This window comes from Psychrobacter sp. AOP30-A2-5, assembly GCF_052378115.1.
Classification (GTDB): domain Bacteria; phylum Pseudomonadota; class Gammaproteobacteria; order Pseudomonadales; family Moraxellaceae; genus Psychrobacter.
This window is the reverse complement of the sequence record NZ_JBQSXK010000003.1, coordinates 156,781-175,310: the sequence shown is the minus strand read 5'-3', so window position 1 is coordinate 175,310 and position 18,530 is coordinate 156,781. Positions and strand designations below refer to the sequence as shown.

Below are 18,530 nucleotides of genomic sequence, written 5' to 3'. Positions count from 1 at the left end.
TTACTCGTTATCGGTTTTAGTCGTTGCTTTAGCCTTTGATTTGGTTTTAGGCTTTGGCTCGGTTGGCTCGGTTGGCTCGGTTGGCTCGGTTGGCTCGGTTGGCTCAAACACCTGCTTAGAATTAACCAACGATCTTGATTCAGTCACCAGCGTAAACTGTGATTGGTCATCGAAATAAATCGTGTTATCTAATTCAGCATAGCCAGTTAGGATTAAGATATTGCCATGAAAGTCACTGACATCATCAGTCATACCGGCAGGGCCATTGGGCGCGTTTTTGATATATTTAATTTTCATAGTGACCTCGTATTTTTTAGGAGTAGATACTAATAGCGAAGGAAGGGCGCTACTAATACCTACTCATAAAAAACCCCAACACATGGTTGAGGTTTTGGTCTGTCTTTAGCTAGATGATATTTAAGATTATGGGATTAGTGAGTAGTCAATATATGCAGCGGCGGTAGTACGGCGTGGTGCCCAAGTGATATGACGCTCGGCACGAATAGCCGTCATATTCTGTTGCCACAAATTGACTAAAGTAGTAGCGCCCATATCGATAGTGGCTTGGTCACTGAAGGCAACTTCGACATCGCCATCGTCTGCAAGGTATAGCTCAGAAGGTTTGACCAAAGCGATGATTTCACCGGCATTTTCCGATTCAATGACAGGAATGCCGTCTAAGCTTTTTGCACCAGAGCCATTAGCCATGTCGGGATAATAGCGACCGCCTAGAGCATCACGTAAGCGACCCATCGCACTAGCGCGGGTGGCGCTCATGACGTAATGAGCGTCCGTTAAAGATAAGTTTTTGGAGATGAAGTTATCGGTTAACGCTGCAATATCGGCATCATATGCAGCAGCAGTGATGCCAGTAGCGACTATCTTAATAGCGCCATTCAATACACCTGCGGGTCGCGCAGCAGTTTGGGCTGCATCATCCATAAACGTCGTATCAATGAGCGTAGCAGATGCTTCGACTAAATCATTAAGTAGCATTTGGTCAGTACTAGGCGATGATAGTTTAAGCAAATCATCAGTACGGACCACGATACCAGCCAATTTATGATGCTTGATTTCGACAGTATTAAACGTTGGATTGGTAGCAGGTTTCGCAGCGCCTTCGCCTACCCAAGCAGCGATTGCGCCAGTTGCCATACCTGGGATAGTTGCGTTAAATGGTGCAGCACGCATAAATGAAGCTAGCTTATCCACGATAGTCTCAGCACGTAATAGCTCAACAAACTCACCTGCGAGTTGATTTTCAACGATTAAGGCGCTTGAGTTTGACGTATCAAGCACCACAGCTTTTTCAAGTGCTTGGATGACACGTGGGTCCATACCTTGCGACTTTGCAACATCAAGCGGAGTGATGTAGTTGCCGTTCTTTTGCTGGAGTACTGCCAGTGCTTTTGCTTTTGCAAGCTGCGCAAAGCCGATACCTTTTTTAGCTTGGTTTGGCTTCACAGTAATGCCTTTAGCCGCTTTCTCAGGCTCAGGCTCGCCGTCAGCACTAGCGCCAGCCTCATCAGGGTTGCCACCAGCGGCAGGAGTAGCTGAAGATGCAGCTGTTGCGATGTCAGCGATAATGCCTTCTACGCGTAATAGATTTTCGGTGAGCTTAGCAAGGTCATCTTCGACTGTTTTGATTGCAGCGTCTTCGGTATCGTCAGTCGTGCGACCTTCTTCCGCAGATTTTGTCATCAAGGTTTTTAACTGACCTTTTTTAGATTGGATCGTCGCAAGTAGTTGCGCGCGTTGTTTTTCCCACATGGTTTAATCTCCGGATAGTAATTGTATGCTGCCTTGGTTGGTGGCAACTAAGGTAATAGTTTGTGGTGGTGGGTTTGGAACGCTAGTAGTGCTAGGAGCTTTTGTTTGTGTGGCTGGTACTGCTGGGTCGGGCGCTGCGTTTGAAGGCGTGGGCGCGGGGTTTTGAGCGTCCGAAAATGCTTGCTTGATTTTTTTGACGCTGGTTATTTGACCATCAGGGTTTGCTGGTACTGTGACAGCGGATAACTCGTACCATTCCCACTCTTTGATATGCAGACCGTAGCTATCTTCAAGGTAGTTGTACTCAAGCAATCTAAAGCCAATTGATAAGCCTTTGACCAGTCCAGACTTTATAGACTGCCAAGCCTCATCAATGCGGGTTTTGAGTGCGCCTTCTTCTTCAATCTTTACGATGGTCGCAGTGATTTCGATACCGTCTTCAGTGACAGTGGCATTCGTAACTTCGCCAATCGGTTGATTATGATTGTGTTGCCATAGCAGCGGCATTGGCAGGGCGAACCTAGCACCAGCCATATCCATGATATCGTCGTCACGGTCTTGCTTGGGTGTTGATGCAGTGCCAGTGATGGTGCGACTGCCATCGTCCTCATTGATAGCTTTGACTTTTAGTACGCTATAGGCTTTGGTCATAGTGATTCTCGATTGGCTATATATAAAATTTGGGCAAAATAAAACCGCCTAGTTGGCGGCGTTAAATTCGTAATTCGTTTGGCTTAATTCTGTGGAGGTCTAGCACGGGTCTTGACTCCATTACTACTTATATCAAGCTCGAGCGTAGATACCTCGATATCATCTTTTTTACGTCGCTTTGAGTAAATTACAATTGCTATGTCAATCGCCAACAAAACGGCTCTGAGTAAACGTGATTTCTTTGTCATGGCATCTGCTCACTTATGAGGATTATGTAGTGGTTTTGGTGGCGACTTTTTATGAGATAGTTCATATTTACTTATAGCAGCCTCAAGCTTTAATTGACTAAGCTCGTATCGCTCATGGTCACTAATACCAAGTATATTTCTTATGATTATTCGAGTAATAATAGAACCGATGAGCAATCCGATAATAAAAATAATAATGTGGATAGCGTTATCACTTAGATAGATGCACATAGTTAAATCCTAGATAATAAAAAGCCCCATCGGATGACGGGGCTTTTTTAGCACATAAAGTATTATGCGTTATTTGCATATTCCTTGCATCAGCTCATAAGATAGGCTGTCAGGGTCGCGAGTATAAAGTGCCGCTTCAGTACTGCTCATGCTTTCACCACCAATAACTTTGCCATTCTTGTCTAATTCTATGTAATGACTGATACCAATCTTTTTGAATTTACAATCAAATACATATAATGTTTTTAACGTCTTAATGTTTTTAAGTGGCTTTTCATTGACAGCTTTAAGCCATACTAATCGATTACCTATCTCATCTTCAGTGATGGTGCTGGGCAGCATATAGACCTTACCGTTAGGATCGTCGCTGATTAACACCCACTGATCAACTTCATCAGTAAAGTTATCAACAGTGACTGCCGCCAATGAAGCGAAAGAGAGTAGTAAGGTCGCAGCTAACAATGGCCATTTCATTTTTATAGTTATCCCTAATAAACAAACAAAGATATAACTATAAGCCATCAACAATAATTCAGCAAATTCTTAAACAAAAAACATAGTAGGTGCACCGGTCTTCGGTGGCTCTGGATTTAGGCTCATTAGAGCGACAGCGTTCAACATGCCAATCACAGGGTCAATCTTGGCGGTGCCAGACTCAGCCTTACTAATCATCGTGCCGCTGCCTCGTACTATGGTGCGCGAGTTACCAACACACCATGCCATCAATGGCTGACTTGCATGTATCAAGTGCTTACGCGCAATCTTATTTTCAGCAGTTTTGATGTAGCCTGACATTTTGAAACCTTGACTGACGCCGATGATTTTATCACTGGGTATCTCTACCGCATCCAGCTCTTCTATCAGTGTGCCGATGCCGAGTGGGTCGAGTCCGATTTGGTCAAGCTTGCCGCTGTCAAATACTTGCTTGCACAACTGAGCGACTTGCTCTGATTCATCGCCGATGTTTTTTACAATGATAAGGTCGCCATCTTTCGCAAACCCTTCTAGCGTGGGAGCGATAGACATGCGGCGTTCTAATGCAATTGTGTGGCACCAAGCGCGCGTCCAGACCCACCACGGTTTAATTTGTACCTTCTGTTTTGTGATGCTGTCTTCATACTCTCTTAGTACCACGGGTAATCGACCAACCACTGCAAATCCTAATAGATCGTCAAGCCCACCACCATCGATGCCGATTGTGATGACCTCTGACGCCTCAATCAGCTCTTCTAAAGTAAATGGTATGGGAGCCGCTGCGGGTTCCCAAAAGTCCACTGCCGCCCAGCGGTTAGCTCTCATCGATATACCGATTTGCACGTTAAGATGCTTGGCGGTAAAATCTTGCAGCTCCTCTTTACCTTCGTCTGCTGCTTTTTTAAACTCACGTTCCAAAAACTTAACACTGACAGACGCGCCAAGATTGGGATTGGTTATATACCAATTGTCTGGGTTTAGATAAAGCTCATCGTCGATGTACTTTTGTGGGAACTCATAGAGTAAACCTAAAAACTGAGGGTCGATAATCTTGCCGTCACGCACACCACGAGCATAGTCTAGTTTTTGTTTAAAGATACCAGCAGGCTGCTCATCGGGCATCGTACTTAGATATACGACAAAACCTTCTGGTCGCGATGCTAGACCGCCTGTTGCTTCACGTAGCATTGAGGCGGCATTGGCGCGTTTGCCAAATAGCCATAGCTCATCGATGAGCACATAGCTGAATTTACTACCGCCAAGAGTGTCAGATTCAGCAGCATAGACTTTTAGAGTAGCGTTGGTACCTAAATGAGTAATAGTTCGTGTATGTGGCGATACGTTAAACATGGCTGACAATTCAGGGTCTGCGCTAATCATGTCGCTTGCGGGGCCATAACTAGCATTGGCGACTTCTTTGGTCGGTGCAATAATAGCCAAGCTTGCACTAAATCGCTCATTGAGCACTAGCGCAATCATCATGATTCCAGCAGCGAGCGTCGATTTCGTGTTCTTTTTGCTAATCAATAAAAAGAACTCAGTGATTAAGCGTTCTTGATTCTCGGTGTCGTAAGCGCCAAAGATAGCGGCGATAAACTCACGAGCCCATTCACGGGTTACGTCCCCAGCAGCAGGGCTGCCAATCATATCTACCAATATCAATTGATCGAATATCTTAAGCGCAATATCAGCCACATCTTGATTGAGCGGCTTGCATGGCATGAGAGACTCACCAGCGACGATGCGCTTTTCCCAGTCAGGCAAGGCTGTTGACCAGGTGTCTATCATGGCGGACTCTTATTGAGTAGTTTTTGAAGTGTATAGATCCGGTTGGTTATTAAGCGTTGCAAATTTACCGGAGTTGGTAGCTGTTTTGGCGTCGATTTTGCCTTGTTCTTTTTTGCCGATTGGTGCAGGCTTCGGCTCTTCGTATTGGATAGCAATGGTGGCGCAGCTAATACGGTCTTTCATTGACTTGGCTGGGTTCTTATAAACGGTTTGAAAAAAGTGCAGCGCATTAACCAGCTCGGTGACTTCAGCAGTTTCGCCCTCAGGACTTTCACCTGATTCTAAAAGCTTGATTGCCCTGAGTTCGATGATACGACTTTGAATAGCTTCGTTGTCTTTTAGATTCTTCAGCGAGCGTTCTGCGTTCGCCTGATTCTTAGCTTTGTAACCAGCGTCTGACATTGCCTCTAAGTCATCGAGACCTTCAGCGACATTTTGACAATACGCCTCTTGTCTTTTAGTTAGAGACATAATGAGAACCTTTCTCAATTAAATGTATTCGGAAAAATGGAAAAATAAATTTGATATAGGATTTTTTTTGCGCATTTAATGGGGAGTGGTGTCCGCTGGGATTGCCCAGAAATAAAAATACCTCCCCCCGCCTTTTTTTCAAGAAAATATCTTAAATTTCTTGGCTTTCGGCATGTGTTTTCGCAGAATGACAGGGTGATTTGCAAAGAGTCTGCAAGTTGCTATCGTCATCAGTGCCACCACGGGCGACGTTGATGATGTGATCAAGCTCAAGCTCACCACCAACACGGCCACAAACTTGGCAAGTATATTTATCGCGCAAAAATATCTCATCGCGCTTACGCCGCCAAGGTCTACCACCGCGTCCGTGACCCCATCTTGATTTTGGCTGATGAGTATCATTGACTGCTTTAGTGCCGATGGTTAGGAGACGTGGGCGGAGTGTTTTTAATACCATGCTTTATTACCTCCAAAAATAAAGCCCACTGCTGGGGGGCAATGGGCTTAACTGGTAAAGATGGATGTGAGTCTTGTCGATTTACGGTTTAGTGGCTCACCTTACGCCGATAGTCTGTAAAGAATCCAAATGCTTTGTGATTAGGCAGGAACTTCGAATATGAGAAATACTATGTGAATCTGTCCGAAAAATCAAGAAGCCTCTGAGTAGCCTAGTAATTGTAATCTTATCTCAGCCCTTACTGTGTTTGCGTTCTGCGTCATATCATTTAGCATAAAATTAACATGATCTGATAGTTTGTTGTCCGACCAAGTTTGTTTCGCGATACCAGCAAATGCTGAGCGTTCAATATCACTCCAAGCATAGCCAGTTACTTCATTGATTGGGTACTGGCATTCAGCCAATGCTGTGCGAACAACCTTATCGATATATTTGATTCTTATAGCTTTATTAGCAAGTTGGGATGTATAGGTTGCAGATAGACGCTCTTGAATTATTGTATCAAAGCCATCGTTCAAATAGTGATAGCAATCAGCCTGCGTTGGTGTGATGTTTGCAAAAGCTTCAGCAGCTGCTCTTAAGTATTCTTGGCGCATGATAAATATCCCCCGTTATTTATAGCCAATATATATATAGGTTCAGGGTTGTGTCAAAGGTTCAGGGTTGTTCTTTAAACCCTGAACCTCTAAACCTCTTTATTTGCAATACTTGTAGGCGAAAGTTTAAGGGTTTAAGGGGTTTAAGGGTTATATTTACGCACGGGATAAAAAATTATATATTGATTAATATTAGATATATTTAAGTTATTTATTTATTTCCGCGCGCGCACAAGAAAAAACCCTGCAACGTCTGCTACAGGGTCTTGTATCACTTGGTATTATTGGCTTGTAGAGGTTAAGGGTTTGTTTTCAACTATGAACCTAACCCTTAAACCCTGCACCTAATTATTGTTTTGGGTCGTAAACACTGTTGATTGCGAGCTTAAATCGGTGAATCTGTCCGCCGATCCAATCTTGTTGAGTGTCAAACCTATCAGCTGGATAAGTTGACGGCAAGGCTATAGCTAAGACCATGGCTTGTTTTGCGGTATTCATGTTGGGCGTTTTGTATTTTAGCCGTGATTTCGCTTCGCGTCTACCAATATATGTCATAACTTTGGTTTCGGTAGTTGGGCGTTCACCGCCTCTTTGGCACCACTGACGATAAACGAAATACAAATCGCCACTAAGGCAGCAGCAGTAAGGTATCTCTAGGTTATTTTTTGACCAATCATCGTAAAAAACCTCCCAGTTTGGCTGGCTTAATCTAATCACCTCTCTCTTGCTTTGGGTCATGATCGCTGGTGTATGCGCTGTCTGGTCTTTTAAGTCTGTCATTAGAAGCAAAGTATAAAAAGCGCGCAGTATCTTGTCGTCGGTATCAGATAGTGCAGCCGCGACTTTATTTAGAATGGGTTCGGGAATCTTTTGTTGTGGATAGCAGACTACATGCCGTCTGTCATTCTGCTCAAGAGCTAAGGGTTTCATGTTGTTCGATAAGAATATTGCATTAACAAAGTTATCTTGCTGCCAACCGCTCATAAACTTCTTACTGATATAAATTGTATTACCTGTTACCAATTGCTTGACCATACCCATTTGTGAGTAGCTATCGCTTCCGCTAAATATTTCTTCAAACAGTGCATAGAGCTTATTAGATACCCAATCGTTGTATTGAGAGTCAAGCTGACCTTGACCAAGCGTTACAGAATAGTCGCCATAGATACGGGACATGATGCGGTCAAAGAAGAGCGACTTACCAGCACCTTGTACTTCGCCATGAAATATCAATGCCGTATCGAGCTTGGTACCAGGCTGCTGTAAAGGTATAGCTAGCCATCTAAGCACCCATTCGTATACTTCTTTATTGCCTTCGCATAGATGTAGTAATAGGTCGGTGATAGGTTTGCACATTGTTGCTGCATCGTCATATGTGGTTTCAATAGGCTTAAGCGGCAAACCATCAAATGTATTGATAGCGATATCTTTGTCGTGCTTGGGTGACTTGGTGCGGGTAGGGTCAAACCAGATATTATCTGCCTTGATGGTAATGCGTGCCTCGGACTTGAGCCAAATTTCATACTCATTAGGGCGTGCTAGCTTGATAGTATCGACTGGCAAACGAATGCGTTCCACATCGTCCCATACTTCTTTGGTGCCATATATAAGAAAGTAACGCTGAAACATCGACTGTGCCTCGACAGCAAGCATGACATCAAGGTCTTTTGCGACTTCAGACTTAGCAATCTTACGGTGTGGCGTCTTCCACCACAGATCCGCTAGCTTCTTATTACCAATCTCATTGGCAAATTGGGTCTTGGTATATTCAATCTTTTGTTCAGTGTCATAGGCTTTATTGGTTACTTTGCCAATGTCAGTGATTTGAGCATAGCGCTTAAGCATATTAGCAAGACGCATCTCTTGTTCGACGTCAGCGGGTATATTGCCATTGTGCTGACCCGTTGGAGTAGTCGATGCACTGTGATCGTCATTTGCAGCTTGCGTCACTATTGACTGATTTGCTAGTGCATGCTTGATTTGCCGTGCTACTTCGTTGAGTCCTGCCGCAGCGTGTAGGTCATTAAAGTCTGTATGTTGTTTACCTTGCATTACGCTGCGTCCTTATCTATGTCTAATAACTCAAAACTAGGTATAACCACCTCACCGCCAACTGCCAATGCGGCAGCAGTGCTGTCACGAATACCTGCGTTGTACTCAACAAGTGGTTTCGGTTCCTTGCCCTCTGATATGTCCTTATTGCGCATCTTATGAGCGGTCGCGGTATCGTCATCAGCGCAAATGATAATGCGGTGATCGGGGTATTGAGCACGTATAGATTGAGCGACTGGGATTAGATTGTGCGCATTAAATGCGACAATCACAGGCAAACTATAGCTCATTGCATCAAATACAGTTGCGCCAGTGGCATAACCCTCGCAGATTAATATGATGCCGCCTGCAAACATAGAGGTATTGCCAATCGTGAAGTAAGCACCACTGACCAAGCCTCCTTTCAAAAATAGCTTTTCGCTATCAGGTGCAATGGTTTGTACATTAACCAGTGTGATTTGTTGTTTATCAGGGTTGTAGTAATACATAGGGATAATGAGGTTGTCGTTAGCATCTTTACTCAGCCCGATAGCGTTGACATTTTTACGTAACAGGTAAGGGTGATCGTCAGTAGCAGGTTTTGAGTTGTTCCAAATGCTTTGAGCACGACTGGCGGCATCGATACGTGCTTGGCGCTTCTCAGCTTTTTCAACCGCTTCACGCTCGACTTGCTGTGATTGCCACTGAGCGCGTTGCTCATCAGTCACTTCGCTAGTCGCATCAAGTCCAATTGCACCTGCGATAAGCTTGTTAGTTTCATAAGCGTCGAGTCCAGTAAACTCCTTGACCAATGTAAAACCTTTACCAGCACCGCACTGTGAACATATCCATGTGCCTTCGCCGCGCTTGTCATCACAACGAAATCTATCAGAGCCGCCACACATCGGGCAAGCTTGATGCTGATGTGCTGGTTGGCTAAAAGAAATGCCCGCAGCAGGAAAGATGGTATTGACATACTTGCCGACCGCAGCATTAGCGATAGCATCAAAGTTAAGTGGGGTGCGTTTATCTGTCATTATTCTTCTGCGTATTTATCCGCGCATTTTCTAATATCGTTTGAATATGGCGTAATAAAGCTTGCCCGTCTTTTTGCATACGCGCGTATTCATCAGGTTCGATAACTTTGTCTGCATAAGCGTCAATAGCAGTGCTATTTAAGTCAGCAAACTTTTGACCCAGCATGGCAATATCAAACATATCATCGCACTGATTATCCGCATCAGGCAGCCGAAACCATCCAGCACTACCATGAGCGCAGCATATAGCATCCATGATTAACGACGACTGGGTTGCGCTTAACACTTGCTCTATCAGAATTGGGGAGAGCGTGTGGCAGGTGCGCTTTGGATTAACTTGCAGCACTGCTGTGTTATACGTCAGACCAAATGTCTCACAGATACCGCCAAGTGTGCCGCGTGGTTTCATCGCAGCTTGATAGACCGCTGCTTCCAAATCTAATACGCAGTTTTCAGCACGCTCTGCGGCTGTGTATTTTTGCTTCGACATATTGCCCCCGTTATTGTCGTTCTTTTATTGCAGTGGTGTTGCTATGCTATTGATTGTTGATTACTTGAATCGTTGGCTGGTTCGGGAGCTGGGAATATATCTGGACGTAATTCATGACATGGGACGCCAGTAGCTTCGCTAATTTTTGCAACATACTTAGCACTAGCTTTTTTATCCCTAGAAACCATAACACCAACATTTGACGATGTACGAACAAGACCTATTTTTACTGATAATTCTGCTTGACCACCTGCGATCTCGATTGCTTTTTGTAGAGCTATCAGTGTAGGCGGTAGCTGTTTAAAGTGTGTCATGAAATTACCTTTGTCTTTATAAGTTAGCAATATAATTACATTTGTAATTCATATTGTCAATTACTTTTGTAAGTAGCTTATCATTTCATTTGTAATTATTATGTTTATATTTATGGGAGGTATATATGGAATCAGCTACAGAGACATTAGATACATTGGCCAAACGTGTGAAGTTTGTGCGGCAAGAAAAAAAGCTAACTCAAGCCCAACTGGGTGAGATGATAGGAGCTGATCCATCTGTCATAGGTAATTTAGAGCGTCGCAATGGTAAAAGCAGCAGTTACACTGAGGCATTAGCAACCGCTCTCGGTGTTAACTTATCTTGGCTGATGTCAGGGTTGGGTAATAAGCATAATGAGGAAGGGCAAGAGGTCGAAGACAGTCAGGTCAAACAACCTGAGTACGTAGTAATTGGTGGCAAGACTGACTATAAGCTAGTCGATGTGCCTTATAGAGATTTAAAGGCTAGCTGCGGTGATGGATATGTCAACTTAGAACATCCAGAACAGAACGGGATGATTGCCTTTACAGTTGAGTTTTTGCGTGAGAATGACTTACCTATAGATGGCAAAGGCTTGATGCTGATGCATGCATGTGGAGATAGCATGGGTTATACAATCCCTCATGGCACACTGATGTTGGTCAATACCAACGAGAGCGAATATGACAATTTTATCAGTAATAAAATTTATGTCTTTAATGCGGATGGTGAATCGATATGTAAGCGCGCCTTCAAAAATCTAGATGGTACAGTGACGTTGGTATCTGATAATGCTGATAAGAGTAGATATCCAGATCAGATTATTGATAAAAATAAATTCGATGATTTCAAACTTGAAGCGAGAGTAAGACATACCTTTACTAAGCATTGATACATCTACAAACAATTACAGAAAATATCGTATAGAAATAGATGGATTGTAATTAATAAAAATACATATTTCCATTTTAAATTACAAAAGTAATTGACAGTACGAATTACAAATGTAATTATATACCCGTAACCAACAAAACGGGTATAACGTCATGTCTCAGAATCAATCAACAGCCCCTGTCCATTTATCACGTGCCGAAGCTGAGCTTGAGCTCACATGCGCCGTTTTGGATATGCGGAATCAGCAACTCCATCAAACTGAGCAACGACTCAGCCAATCCGAACAGCAACTAAAAATCAAAGTACGTGGCTATCGTCAAGTGCTTGGCATCGTCGTGGGCGCTTTACTTGTGCTCATCGCTATTTTAGTGATGGGAGGTGCAGCGTGAGCAATCAAAATAAGCCAGTTAAAGTAATCGGTCGGTTTACGATAGGCTTTGACGACGAAACAAAAGCCTCTATTGCTGATTTAAAGAACAAGTTAGATGCAGTACCACTCCGCTTTGGGTTTGGCAATGTTATGCCGGTTGGCGGATTATTGGCAGCTACGCAAGACACCGCAGCAAATGATGCGCCACAGCCCGCGCTTAAACAGATGGGGCAGTGGGTGTTTGAAGGGCAGGATAATAAGTGGGTAAGTGCTCATGTAGATTGGAATGGGGTTGGCTATTTTTGCTCTCTAAATAAAATTAAATTAGTGCCTAAAAAAAAGCATTGGGGTACTTCTTATGGTGATATTGGTTTTTACACCCAACGAATAGGTGAGGGTTTTGATGCCACAAACTGGGAAAACAGCGCCATCGATCGCGAAACGGTCAATGATGTCGATTACCTAAGCGAATATGTACCTGAAATACAAGGCATGGATGCCCGCGAAATTATCATTGATGAGCTGTGGCCAGATAAACCAGTACCACAAATCACCCAAGCTGATATGCAGCTTATCTTTATCAAAAACCTATCTGAATGCCTAATCCAGCGCATGCATAGCATGGACCGCTTTAGTGAAGCCGACAATGCGATTGGTGGTGCTGAGTTGATGCCTTGGGATATTGTTTTTGATAGAGGCGTCAAAGCATTTGGAGTGATTACTAATACTCATACTAACAGTACAGTTAGTGCTGTGTTTTTCCCAAAACGTGAGTGCGGCTTGGGAAACAATAATTTTCATGTCGATAGTTTAAAAGGCAAGGTTACTCAAACAATCACCGAAGCACAATTGACCGAGTTTCGTGCTGCACTGGAGGCTTGCTATGCGTAATATCGCCAACATCAAGCCGAGTGCTATCTTAGTATCGCTCATTCAAAACGCCAAGCTCAGCAACACTGTTAGCCGTATTGCCCTCCGTGATGCAAACAAACAGTGGTGCGCTCACATCACTAAGCCAAGATGTATCCGCGACCAGCAAACACTGCTCAATGTCGCTGAACAATTGCGGCTAATCATCGTGCAAGTGTCTCAGCGTCGTTGTCGCATTACCCCAACACATTGGGCAGCATTGGTGCATTTAGAGGCTGACTTACGCAATGCGTTTGCTCAAAACATCAACCTTGAGCCGCTACTTGACACCGTAGCCGCCAACAGCGAACACAGTGAGGTGGCGTAATGTCATTGACTCAATCAACTAAAAATCATCCCTTATTAGTCAATATCAATGGCGCATCGCACATTGGCGTGACTACGGCATGTCATCGTGTGGCGATGTGTTTGAACGCTCAAGCAATCATGACCGATGTGATCAACGTACCGCGTGGTATCAATGCTGTTGAGTTTGAAGATGATTACATACTCGATAAATATAAGCATCTCGATGTGATCTTGTTAGACCGTCATCACTATACAGCGTCTGCTATCAAGCGTCGGCTGCATCATCCGCTTTGGGTTTGGCAAGAAGATAGCGTAATACCTAGCCTTAGCGTACTGCTTAGCTGTCATAGCAATGTGTACAAACGCTTTATCAGGTCAAATGAAGATGAGCGCACAGCACTAGGACATCACGAAGCATATCTGTCATGCGTTAAATCGCACTACGGCACGTCTAATCATCACGTGCTGGATGTAGACGGGAAACATGGCCATCTGTATGCAGCAGGTGCAATTAAGAGTTTGATATTGAAGGAGTTGAAACGATGAGAGTCTCTTTTGTATTAAATGCTGATCAAAACATTGGTCAGGTTATGGAAGATCGCATTCGTGTGTTAGAGCATAACTTTGATATGGAAGTGCAAGGTTTTGCTATTAAGCAGATAAGTAAAGCTGATTTTAACTGCAATTATGAGTCTTTAGGCTCAGAAGAGGTCAAACAGGCTTTATCTGGTTGGGAGTGTGAGTTGCAATTCGAAATTCAGCTTGAGTTTAAGGAGTTAGTTAGCGATGAGTAAAACATTATCCCTTAGCCGCCGTACACATCTATTTATCAAAGACGGTCAGCTATTTATTAAGTTGCAGCGTCAAAACCAAAGAGACCCAAAGCGCGATGATTATTACATCGTTAAAAAATTTGGGTTAGAACGCTTAAAAGATATCCGCGACTGGATCGATAAGATGATTAAAGAGAGTGAGACGAGTAATGGCAAAGCAGATTAAAAGAATAACCTTTGCAGCAAACGGCTATGGTTTCAGTTGGTTGGAAGTAGACACGCGCAGCTGGGAAATTGTAGGCGCTTGCGGTACTGGCAGCCACTTAATCGGTCGGGCGTGTCGCCTGGCTGACCGTGGCAATAAAATTGAATATCGCTACGGTATCGGCTACAAGCGTATAGAAGCGAATGTTGAGAAGATGGGGTAAATGATGGGAGATGCTAATTGTCCTGAATGTGGCGGTGGTTATACCTGCCAAGATTCAGTTGAGGATCAAGAAGTAGTAACAGCTACTTGCCGCAACTGCCAAACTGAGTTTGATGTTGAAGCAAGTGTTTCTTTTAATATGGCTTGATGGGAAATAATTATGGCTGATGATGCTGATCGCGCAAACGACTATGTTGATTTAACACTGGCTCACTGCCTAAGTCGCGCGCCAAAATTTGATAAACCGTCACTGACAGAATGTTTGGAATGTGGCGAAGATATACCGACTAGACGCCAAGCAGTGGGTGGGGTAACGCTCTGTGTAGACTGCCAAAGCGTGTTTGAGAGAAGGGGACGGTGATGCTAACCAATAATGAGCAATTACTAGTAATTACCGGCATGGCTATCTTGCTTGGTATGTTGGTAGTGGCAGTGGTTTGGTTGTTGTCGATTGAATTAAGCAAGGGAGAGTGAGTGTGAGTGATGTCAAATGTCCTTATTGCGACGCTGTGCAAGATACAGATGATTGGCTTGAGTATGGCGGCCATGATGGTGATGATTTTGAGCATGAATGTGATGAATGTGAAGAAGTATTTGAAGCGGTAACCAGAATCGATGTTGCTTACCGTGTTTTAGATAAGCGAGGTGAGGAGAATAGCTGTGGACGTTATTGAAATTATCAAATCAAATGTTCCGTTAGACTGGGTAACACTTCCGCAATTTGGTAAACTTATTGGTCTACCACACGAACGCTTATACATGGCAAAAGATAAATGGCCTGAGGGTGTGGTGTGGAAAAAGATTGATAATAAGATTTACTTTAGTCTAAACGGGTGGAATGAATGGCTGGACCAACAGGGTATCCAAAAGGCGTTAGAGTGCGAAGCGGCAGCGTCGAAATTAATATCCCAATCAAAGGAGAAGGGCGCAGGTACTTCGTCCTCCCGTACACGGCGACGCCAAAAAATATTGCCCAAGCGGGAAAGCTACGAGCTAGTTTGATGGCTCGTAGAAAGTGGGAGAATTTGACGGTAAAAGATATTGAGTTGGCTTGTAATATTATCGATGAGACGGCAGCAGATGATAGACCACTTTTTGCAGACTATGCGCAGCTTTATCTTGATAGCTTAGATAGCGGAAATACAGGCACTAGACGTAAATATAAAGGCATCCTCAAAAATAAGTGGATGCCTTTTTTTGCATCTATGGCAATTGCAGATATAACCCCGGCAATGGTACGAACTGCACTCGCACAGAATGATTTTAGCAGCGCTAAAACTGCTAATGACGCACTCACGCCACTGCGCGGAGTGTTTGATTTAGCGTTTATTGATGAAATTATTGAAGAGTTACCCACTAAACGTATACGTAATAAGAAAACCCAAAAGGATGAGCCAGATCCTTTTTTGCCTAATGAGCGTTTGGCCATACTTGATTATATGCAAAGCCATTGGAGGGATGATAAAGAGATTTGGTATTTGTATTTCGTTTGGCAGTTTTGGACCGGTTGTCGCCCTGGCGAATCATTGGCCATAGACTGGGCTGACATAGATATAACCAATCGATTAGCGAAAATAAGCAAGACGTTGAGCAGTGGTAAAGTTCAGCTATCAACTAAGACTAATGAGATCCGTAATATCTATCTCAATGATAAGATATTGGTCGTATTGGATAGACTCAAGCAACTAACTGGCCACCAGTCGCGGCTGTTTATCAGCTTGCATACCGATGAGCCATGGACAAGACCGGACAAATTGTCTGAGAAGTTTCAGGAAGTGCTACCAGTGATCGGTATAAGAATGCGACCTGCTTATAATTGTCGTCATACTTACGCGACTACAATGCTCAATAGTATGATCGATGTTTCTGCAGCAGCTTATCAGATGGGCCATGATATTATTACGTTCACCAAAATCTATGCAAAGTGGATTAATACCGAGCGTATGCAAGCTGAGATGATGAAACTTGATTATGGTGACTAACTGCCGAGGGTTGCTCGGTAGTTGAATGGCAGAAACTGCGACAAAACTGCGACAACAATACCTTTAATAAATAGTTGTCAAATTTTAGGCAATAAAAAAACCTGCCCGAAGGCAGGTTTAGTATAGGTTTGAGACTATTTATTCACTATCCGAAAATGGTGGGGCTGGAGAGACTCGAACTCTCACACCTTGCGGCGCCAGAACCTAAATCTGGTGCGTCTACCAATTCCGCCACAGCCCCATTTTCCGTTACTCTATCATTATTAGCGTTTAAACTCAAACACAATATAGACAGTTAACTGATTCGGTAGTGCGTCTCAGTGGTTGGCTATTATATAGAGTTTGAAACGTTTGGCAACCCCTATTTGCAATTATTTTTAAATATTTATCATTTATTTTCACTTATTTTTATAAGCTATTGATATGAATGGTATTCATGTTTATGAGTTTGCGCCTTTAATAACGATTATTTTGCCCTTCTGCTGAAGAAATATCTAATTGCTGTAATTTACGTGTCAGGGTATTGCGCCCCCAACCGAGTAAATTAGCAGCAGCGATCTTTTTGCCACCACTATGGTTGAGCGCTGCCGTCAATAAAACGCGTTCAAACTCAGGGGTTGCCGTCTGCAAGATATCGGTTTCTCCTGTTTGTAGAGATTGCTCAGCCCAAGCAGCCAATGCTTGTTGCCAACTTGAACTGTGGGAATGAGGGCGTATTTGCTCATTGTGAGTCATAGCTTGTGTAGGCTGACTTTGCTCTTGATACGCTTCTAAATCAGACGAGATATTTTCAAGCAGCTCTGGTGGCAAATCATCCACCATCACGGTGTCGCCTGTGGCCATCACCGTCAACCAAAGGCAGACATTCTCAAGTTGGCGGACATTGCCACGCCACTCAAAAGCCTGCATGATGTGTAGCGCTGTCGGATGCAGCTGTTTCTCTGCACTGTTCATCTGTTCAGCAGCCCGCTGCATAAAGTAATGGGCTAATGCTGGAATGTCTTCAGGTCGTGTCCGTAATGGCGGCAACGGCAAGCGAATTACATTGAGGCGATAAAACAGATCTTCACGGAATTTGCCTTGTTTGACCAGTTCTTCTAAGTTTTGATGAGTAGCGGCAATGATGCGTACATTCACTTTGACCGGCTGCTGTCCACCGACGCGAAAAAACTCACCATTGGCCAGTACTCGTAGCAGCCGAGTTTGGGTGCTATAAGGCATATCGCCAATTTCATCTAGAAATAATGTCCCACCATCCGCTTGCTCAAAACGCCCTTGTCGCGTCGTCGTCGCACCAGTAAACGCCCCTTTTTCGTGACCGAATAATTCAGATTCAATCAAATCATGTGGAATGGCGGCCATATTTAGGGCAATAAAAGGTTGCTGGTGACGCGGTGAATGCTGGTGCAACGCACTGGCGACCAATTCTTTACCCGTACCTGATTCACCAGTAATCAGGACAGTAATGGGTGAGTGTGCCAGTCTGCCAATGGCACGAAACACCGTCTGCATCGCTTGAGATTGTCCAATGATGCCACTTGGATTGTCATTGGCGCTGATGGCAGGTTTAACTTTGATTTTAGGGCTGGATGTTTTATTGGTTTTGCTGACCAGAGTAGCCTTGCTAGCAAGCTTGGGTCTGGTATCAGGTTTTACCTGCATATTGGGCAAAGTACTTGATGAATTTTTGGTAACGGTCTTCGGAGTAGGTTCAGGAGTAGAGTTTGCTGCCGCCGCTGCCAGCATATTGGGCTGATAATTAATGGCTTTATAAATCGTGACGACTGCATCATCTAAGTCAAAAGGTTTTGGCAGATATTCAAAAGCACCTGTTTGATAGCTATTAATAGCAGAGGTGAGGTCAGAATGCGCCGTCATAATGACAATAGGCAGCTTAGGGAAATGCTCATGTACCCAGTCACTAAAAGACAACCCGTCCATCATGGGCATACGAATATCAGTCAATATCACATCGGGCAACTGAGCGGCTGATTCCTGCTGTTGCAAAATATCGTTGAGGCGTGTCCACGCCGCTTGCGCTTGGGTAAAGCTGATAACCGTCAATCCTGCGTCTTCAAAAGTATCTGCCAACACCAAACGCAGGGCTGCATCGTCATCGATGAGCCATAACGTTGCAGGGTTAGTATTAGGTGCATTATTGACCGTTACTTTTGTAGCTTGGTTATCAGGTTCTCGTTTATCAGACTCTCGGTTACTAGACTCTTGATTGTCTGATGTTTGGGCAGAGCCTTGATTGTCGCTGTTAGATGTGGCGTGGTCATTATATGCAGTCATTTATCAGGCCTAATAAGCAAGTGATTCAGGGTG

Annotated in this window: 25 protein-coding genes and 1 tRNA gene; 12 read left to right on the top strand and 14 right to left on the bottom strand. The window is 43.9% G+C overall.

The features are described 5' to 3' along the window. From ACT3S4_RS04385 to ACT3S4_RS04330, 12 genes are all read right to left on the bottom strand, one after another. A complete protein-coding gene (locus tag ACT3S4_RS04385; RefSeq protein ID WP_444760545.1) occupies positions 1-297 on the bottom strand; it encodes a hypothetical protein in 297 nt (98 codons plus the stop codon). A gap of 126 nt (positions 298-423) precedes the next feature. Beyond that, complete coding sequence (locus ACT3S4_RS04380; protein ID WP_444760544.1) at positions 424-1,770, bottom strand: phage major capsid protein; 1,347 nt, start codon at positions 1,768-1,770, stop codon at positions 424-426. Between the two features lie 3 nt (positions 1,771-1,773). Then, a complete protein-coding gene (locus ACT3S4_RS04375; RefSeq protein ID WP_444760543.1) occupies positions 1,774-2,421 on the bottom strand; it encodes an HK97 family phage prohead protease in 648 nt (215 codons plus the stop codon). Positions 2,422-2,969: 548 nt separating this feature from the next. Then, the gene (locus tag ACT3S4_RS04370; protein ID WP_444760542.1) at positions 2,970-3,374 is read right to left on the bottom strand and encodes a surface-adhesin E family protein; all 405 of its coding nucleotides are present in this window, start codon (positions 3,372-3,374) and stop codon (positions 2,970-2,972) included. 69 nt (positions 3,375-3,443) lie between these two features. Further along, complete coding sequence (locus tag ACT3S4_RS04365; protein ID WP_444760541.1) at positions 3,444-5,162, bottom strand: terminase large subunit; 1,719 nt, start codon at positions 5,160-5,162, stop codon at positions 3,444-3,446. Between the two features lie 9 nt (positions 5,163-5,171). After that, the gene (locus ACT3S4_RS04360) at positions 5,172-5,633 is read right to left on the bottom strand and encodes a hypothetical protein (protein WP_444760540.1); all 462 of its coding nucleotides are present in this window, start codon (positions 5,631-5,633) and stop codon (positions 5,172-5,174) included. Positions 5,634-5,784: 151 nt separating this feature from the next. Further along, positions 5,785-6,090: an HNH endonuclease gene (locus tag ACT3S4_RS04355; RefSeq protein WP_444760539.1), complete on the bottom strand. Its 306-nt coding sequence runs from the start codon at positions 6,088-6,090 to the stop codon at positions 5,785-5,787. Between the two features lie 191 nt (positions 6,091-6,281). After that, a complete protein-coding gene (locus tag ACT3S4_RS04350; RefSeq protein WP_444760538.1) occupies positions 6,282-6,686 on the bottom strand; it encodes a hypothetical protein in 405 nt (134 codons plus the stop codon). A 348-nt stretch (positions 6,687-7,034) separates the two neighbouring features. Beyond that, a complete protein-coding gene (locus tag ACT3S4_RS04345; RefSeq protein ID WP_444760537.1) occupies positions 7,035-8,738 on the bottom strand; it encodes a primase-helicase family protein in 1,704 nt (567 codons plus the stop codon). Then, positions 8,738-9,754: a primase-helicase zinc-binding domain-containing protein gene (locus ACT3S4_RS04340; RefSeq protein WP_444760536.1), complete on the bottom strand. Its 1,017-nt coding sequence runs from the start codon at positions 9,752-9,754 to the stop codon at positions 8,738-8,740. Before ACT3S4_RS04340 ends, ACT3S4_RS04345 begins: the two co-directional genes overlap by 1 nt. Then, positions 9,744-10,244, bottom strand: coding sequence for a phage regulatory CII family protein (locus ACT3S4_RS04335; protein WP_444760535.1), 501 nt, complete (start codon positions 10,242-10,244; stop codon positions 9,744-9,746). The genes ACT3S4_RS04340 and ACT3S4_RS04335 overlap by 11 nt, the downstream gene beginning before the upstream one ends. Before the next feature lie 41 nt (positions 10,245-10,285). Continuing rightward, positions 10,286-10,558, bottom strand: coding sequence for a transcriptional regulator (locus tag ACT3S4_RS04330; protein ID WP_444760534.1), 273 nt, complete (start codon positions 10,556-10,558; stop codon positions 10,286-10,288). 125 nt (positions 10,559-10,683) lie between these two features. On the opposite strand from ACT3S4_RS04330, the gene ACT3S4_RS04325 reads away from it, so the two are divergent. The 12 genes from ACT3S4_RS04325 to ACT3S4_RS04270 all read left to right on the top strand — a co-directional run bounded on the left by ACT3S4_RS04325 (position 10,684) and on the right by ACT3S4_RS04270 (position 16,202). Further along, a complete protein-coding gene (locus ACT3S4_RS04325; RefSeq protein WP_444760533.1) occupies positions 10,684-11,430 on the top strand; it encodes an XRE family transcriptional regulator in 747 nt (248 codons plus the stop codon). A gap of 154 nt (positions 11,431-11,584) precedes the next feature. After that, a complete protein-coding gene (locus tag ACT3S4_RS04320; protein ID WP_443559398.1) occupies positions 11,585-11,821 on the top strand; it encodes a hypothetical protein in 237 nt (78 codons plus the stop codon). Then, positions 11,818-12,693 (top strand): hypothetical protein, encoded by an 876-nt coding sequence (locus ACT3S4_RS04315; RefSeq protein WP_444760532.1) that lies wholly within the window; start codon positions 11,818-11,820, stop codon positions 12,691-12,693. The genes ACT3S4_RS04320 and ACT3S4_RS04315 overlap by 4 nt, the downstream gene beginning before the upstream one ends. Beyond that, positions 12,686-13,039 carry a hypothetical protein gene (locus ACT3S4_RS04310; protein WP_444760531.1) on the top strand — a complete coding sequence of 118 codons (354 nt, stop codon included), beginning with the start codon at positions 12,686-12,688 and terminating at the stop codon, positions 13,037-13,039. Before ACT3S4_RS04315 ends, ACT3S4_RS04310 begins: the two co-directional genes overlap by 8 nt. Further along, positions 13,039-13,566, top strand: a complete 528-nt coding sequence (locus ACT3S4_RS04305; RefSeq protein WP_444760530.1) for a hypothetical protein — start codon at positions 13,039-13,041, stop codon at positions 13,564-13,566. Before ACT3S4_RS04310 ends, ACT3S4_RS04305 begins: the two co-directional genes overlap by 1 nt. Then, a complete protein-coding gene (locus ACT3S4_RS04300) occupies positions 13,563-13,814 on the top strand; it encodes a hypothetical protein (protein WP_444760529.1) in 252 nt (83 codons plus the stop codon). Before ACT3S4_RS04305 ends, ACT3S4_RS04300 begins: the two co-directional genes overlap by 4 nt. Next, positions 13,807-14,019, top strand: a complete 213-nt coding sequence (locus ACT3S4_RS04295) for a hypothetical protein (RefSeq protein WP_444760528.1) — start codon at positions 13,807-13,809, stop codon at positions 14,017-14,019. The genes ACT3S4_RS04300 and ACT3S4_RS04295 overlap by 8 nt, the downstream gene beginning before the upstream one ends. Next, a complete protein-coding gene (locus ACT3S4_RS04290; protein ID WP_444760527.1) occupies positions 13,991-14,221 on the top strand; it encodes a hypothetical protein in 231 nt (76 codons plus the stop codon). The genes ACT3S4_RS04295 and ACT3S4_RS04290 overlap by 29 nt, the downstream gene beginning before the upstream one ends. Beyond that, positions 14,222-14,368 (top strand): hypothetical protein, encoded by a 147-nt coding sequence (locus ACT3S4_RS04285; protein WP_444760526.1) that lies wholly within the window; start codon positions 14,222-14,224, stop codon positions 14,366-14,368. 12 nt (positions 14,369-14,380) lie between these two features. Next, on the top strand, positions 14,381-14,581 hold the full coding sequence (locus tag ACT3S4_RS04280) for a TraR/DksA family transcriptional regulator (protein ID WP_444760525.1): 201 nt from the start codon (positions 14,381-14,383) through the stop codon (positions 14,579-14,581). Between the two features lie 115 nt (positions 14,582-14,696). After that, positions 14,697-14,894: a hypothetical protein gene (locus ACT3S4_RS04275; protein WP_444760524.1), complete on the top strand. Its 198-nt coding sequence runs from the start codon at positions 14,697-14,699 to the stop codon at positions 14,892-14,894. Positions 14,895-15,062: 168 nt separating this feature from the next. After that, the gene (locus tag ACT3S4_RS04270; RefSeq protein ID WP_444760523.1) at positions 15,063-16,202 is read left to right on the top strand and encodes a tyrosine-type recombinase/integrase; all 1,140 of its coding nucleotides are present in this window, start codon (positions 15,063-15,065) and stop codon (positions 16,200-16,202) included. 156 nt (positions 16,203-16,358) lie between these two features. Here the strand turns inward: ACT3S4_RS04270 and ACT3S4_RS04265 are convergent. Both ACT3S4_RS04265 and ACT3S4_RS04260 read right to left on the bottom strand, forming a co-directional pair. After that, positions 16,359-16,443, bottom strand: a tRNA-Leu gene (locus ACT3S4_RS04265). Positions 16,444-16,658: 215 nt separating this feature from the next. Beyond that, positions 16,659-18,497 carry a sigma 54-interacting transcriptional regulator gene (locus tag ACT3S4_RS04260; RefSeq protein ID WP_250163893.1) on the bottom strand — a complete coding sequence of 613 codons (1,839 nt, stop codon included), beginning with the start codon at positions 18,495-18,497 and terminating at the stop codon, positions 16,659-16,661. Between the last annotated feature and the right edge of the window lie 33 nt (positions 18,498-18,530).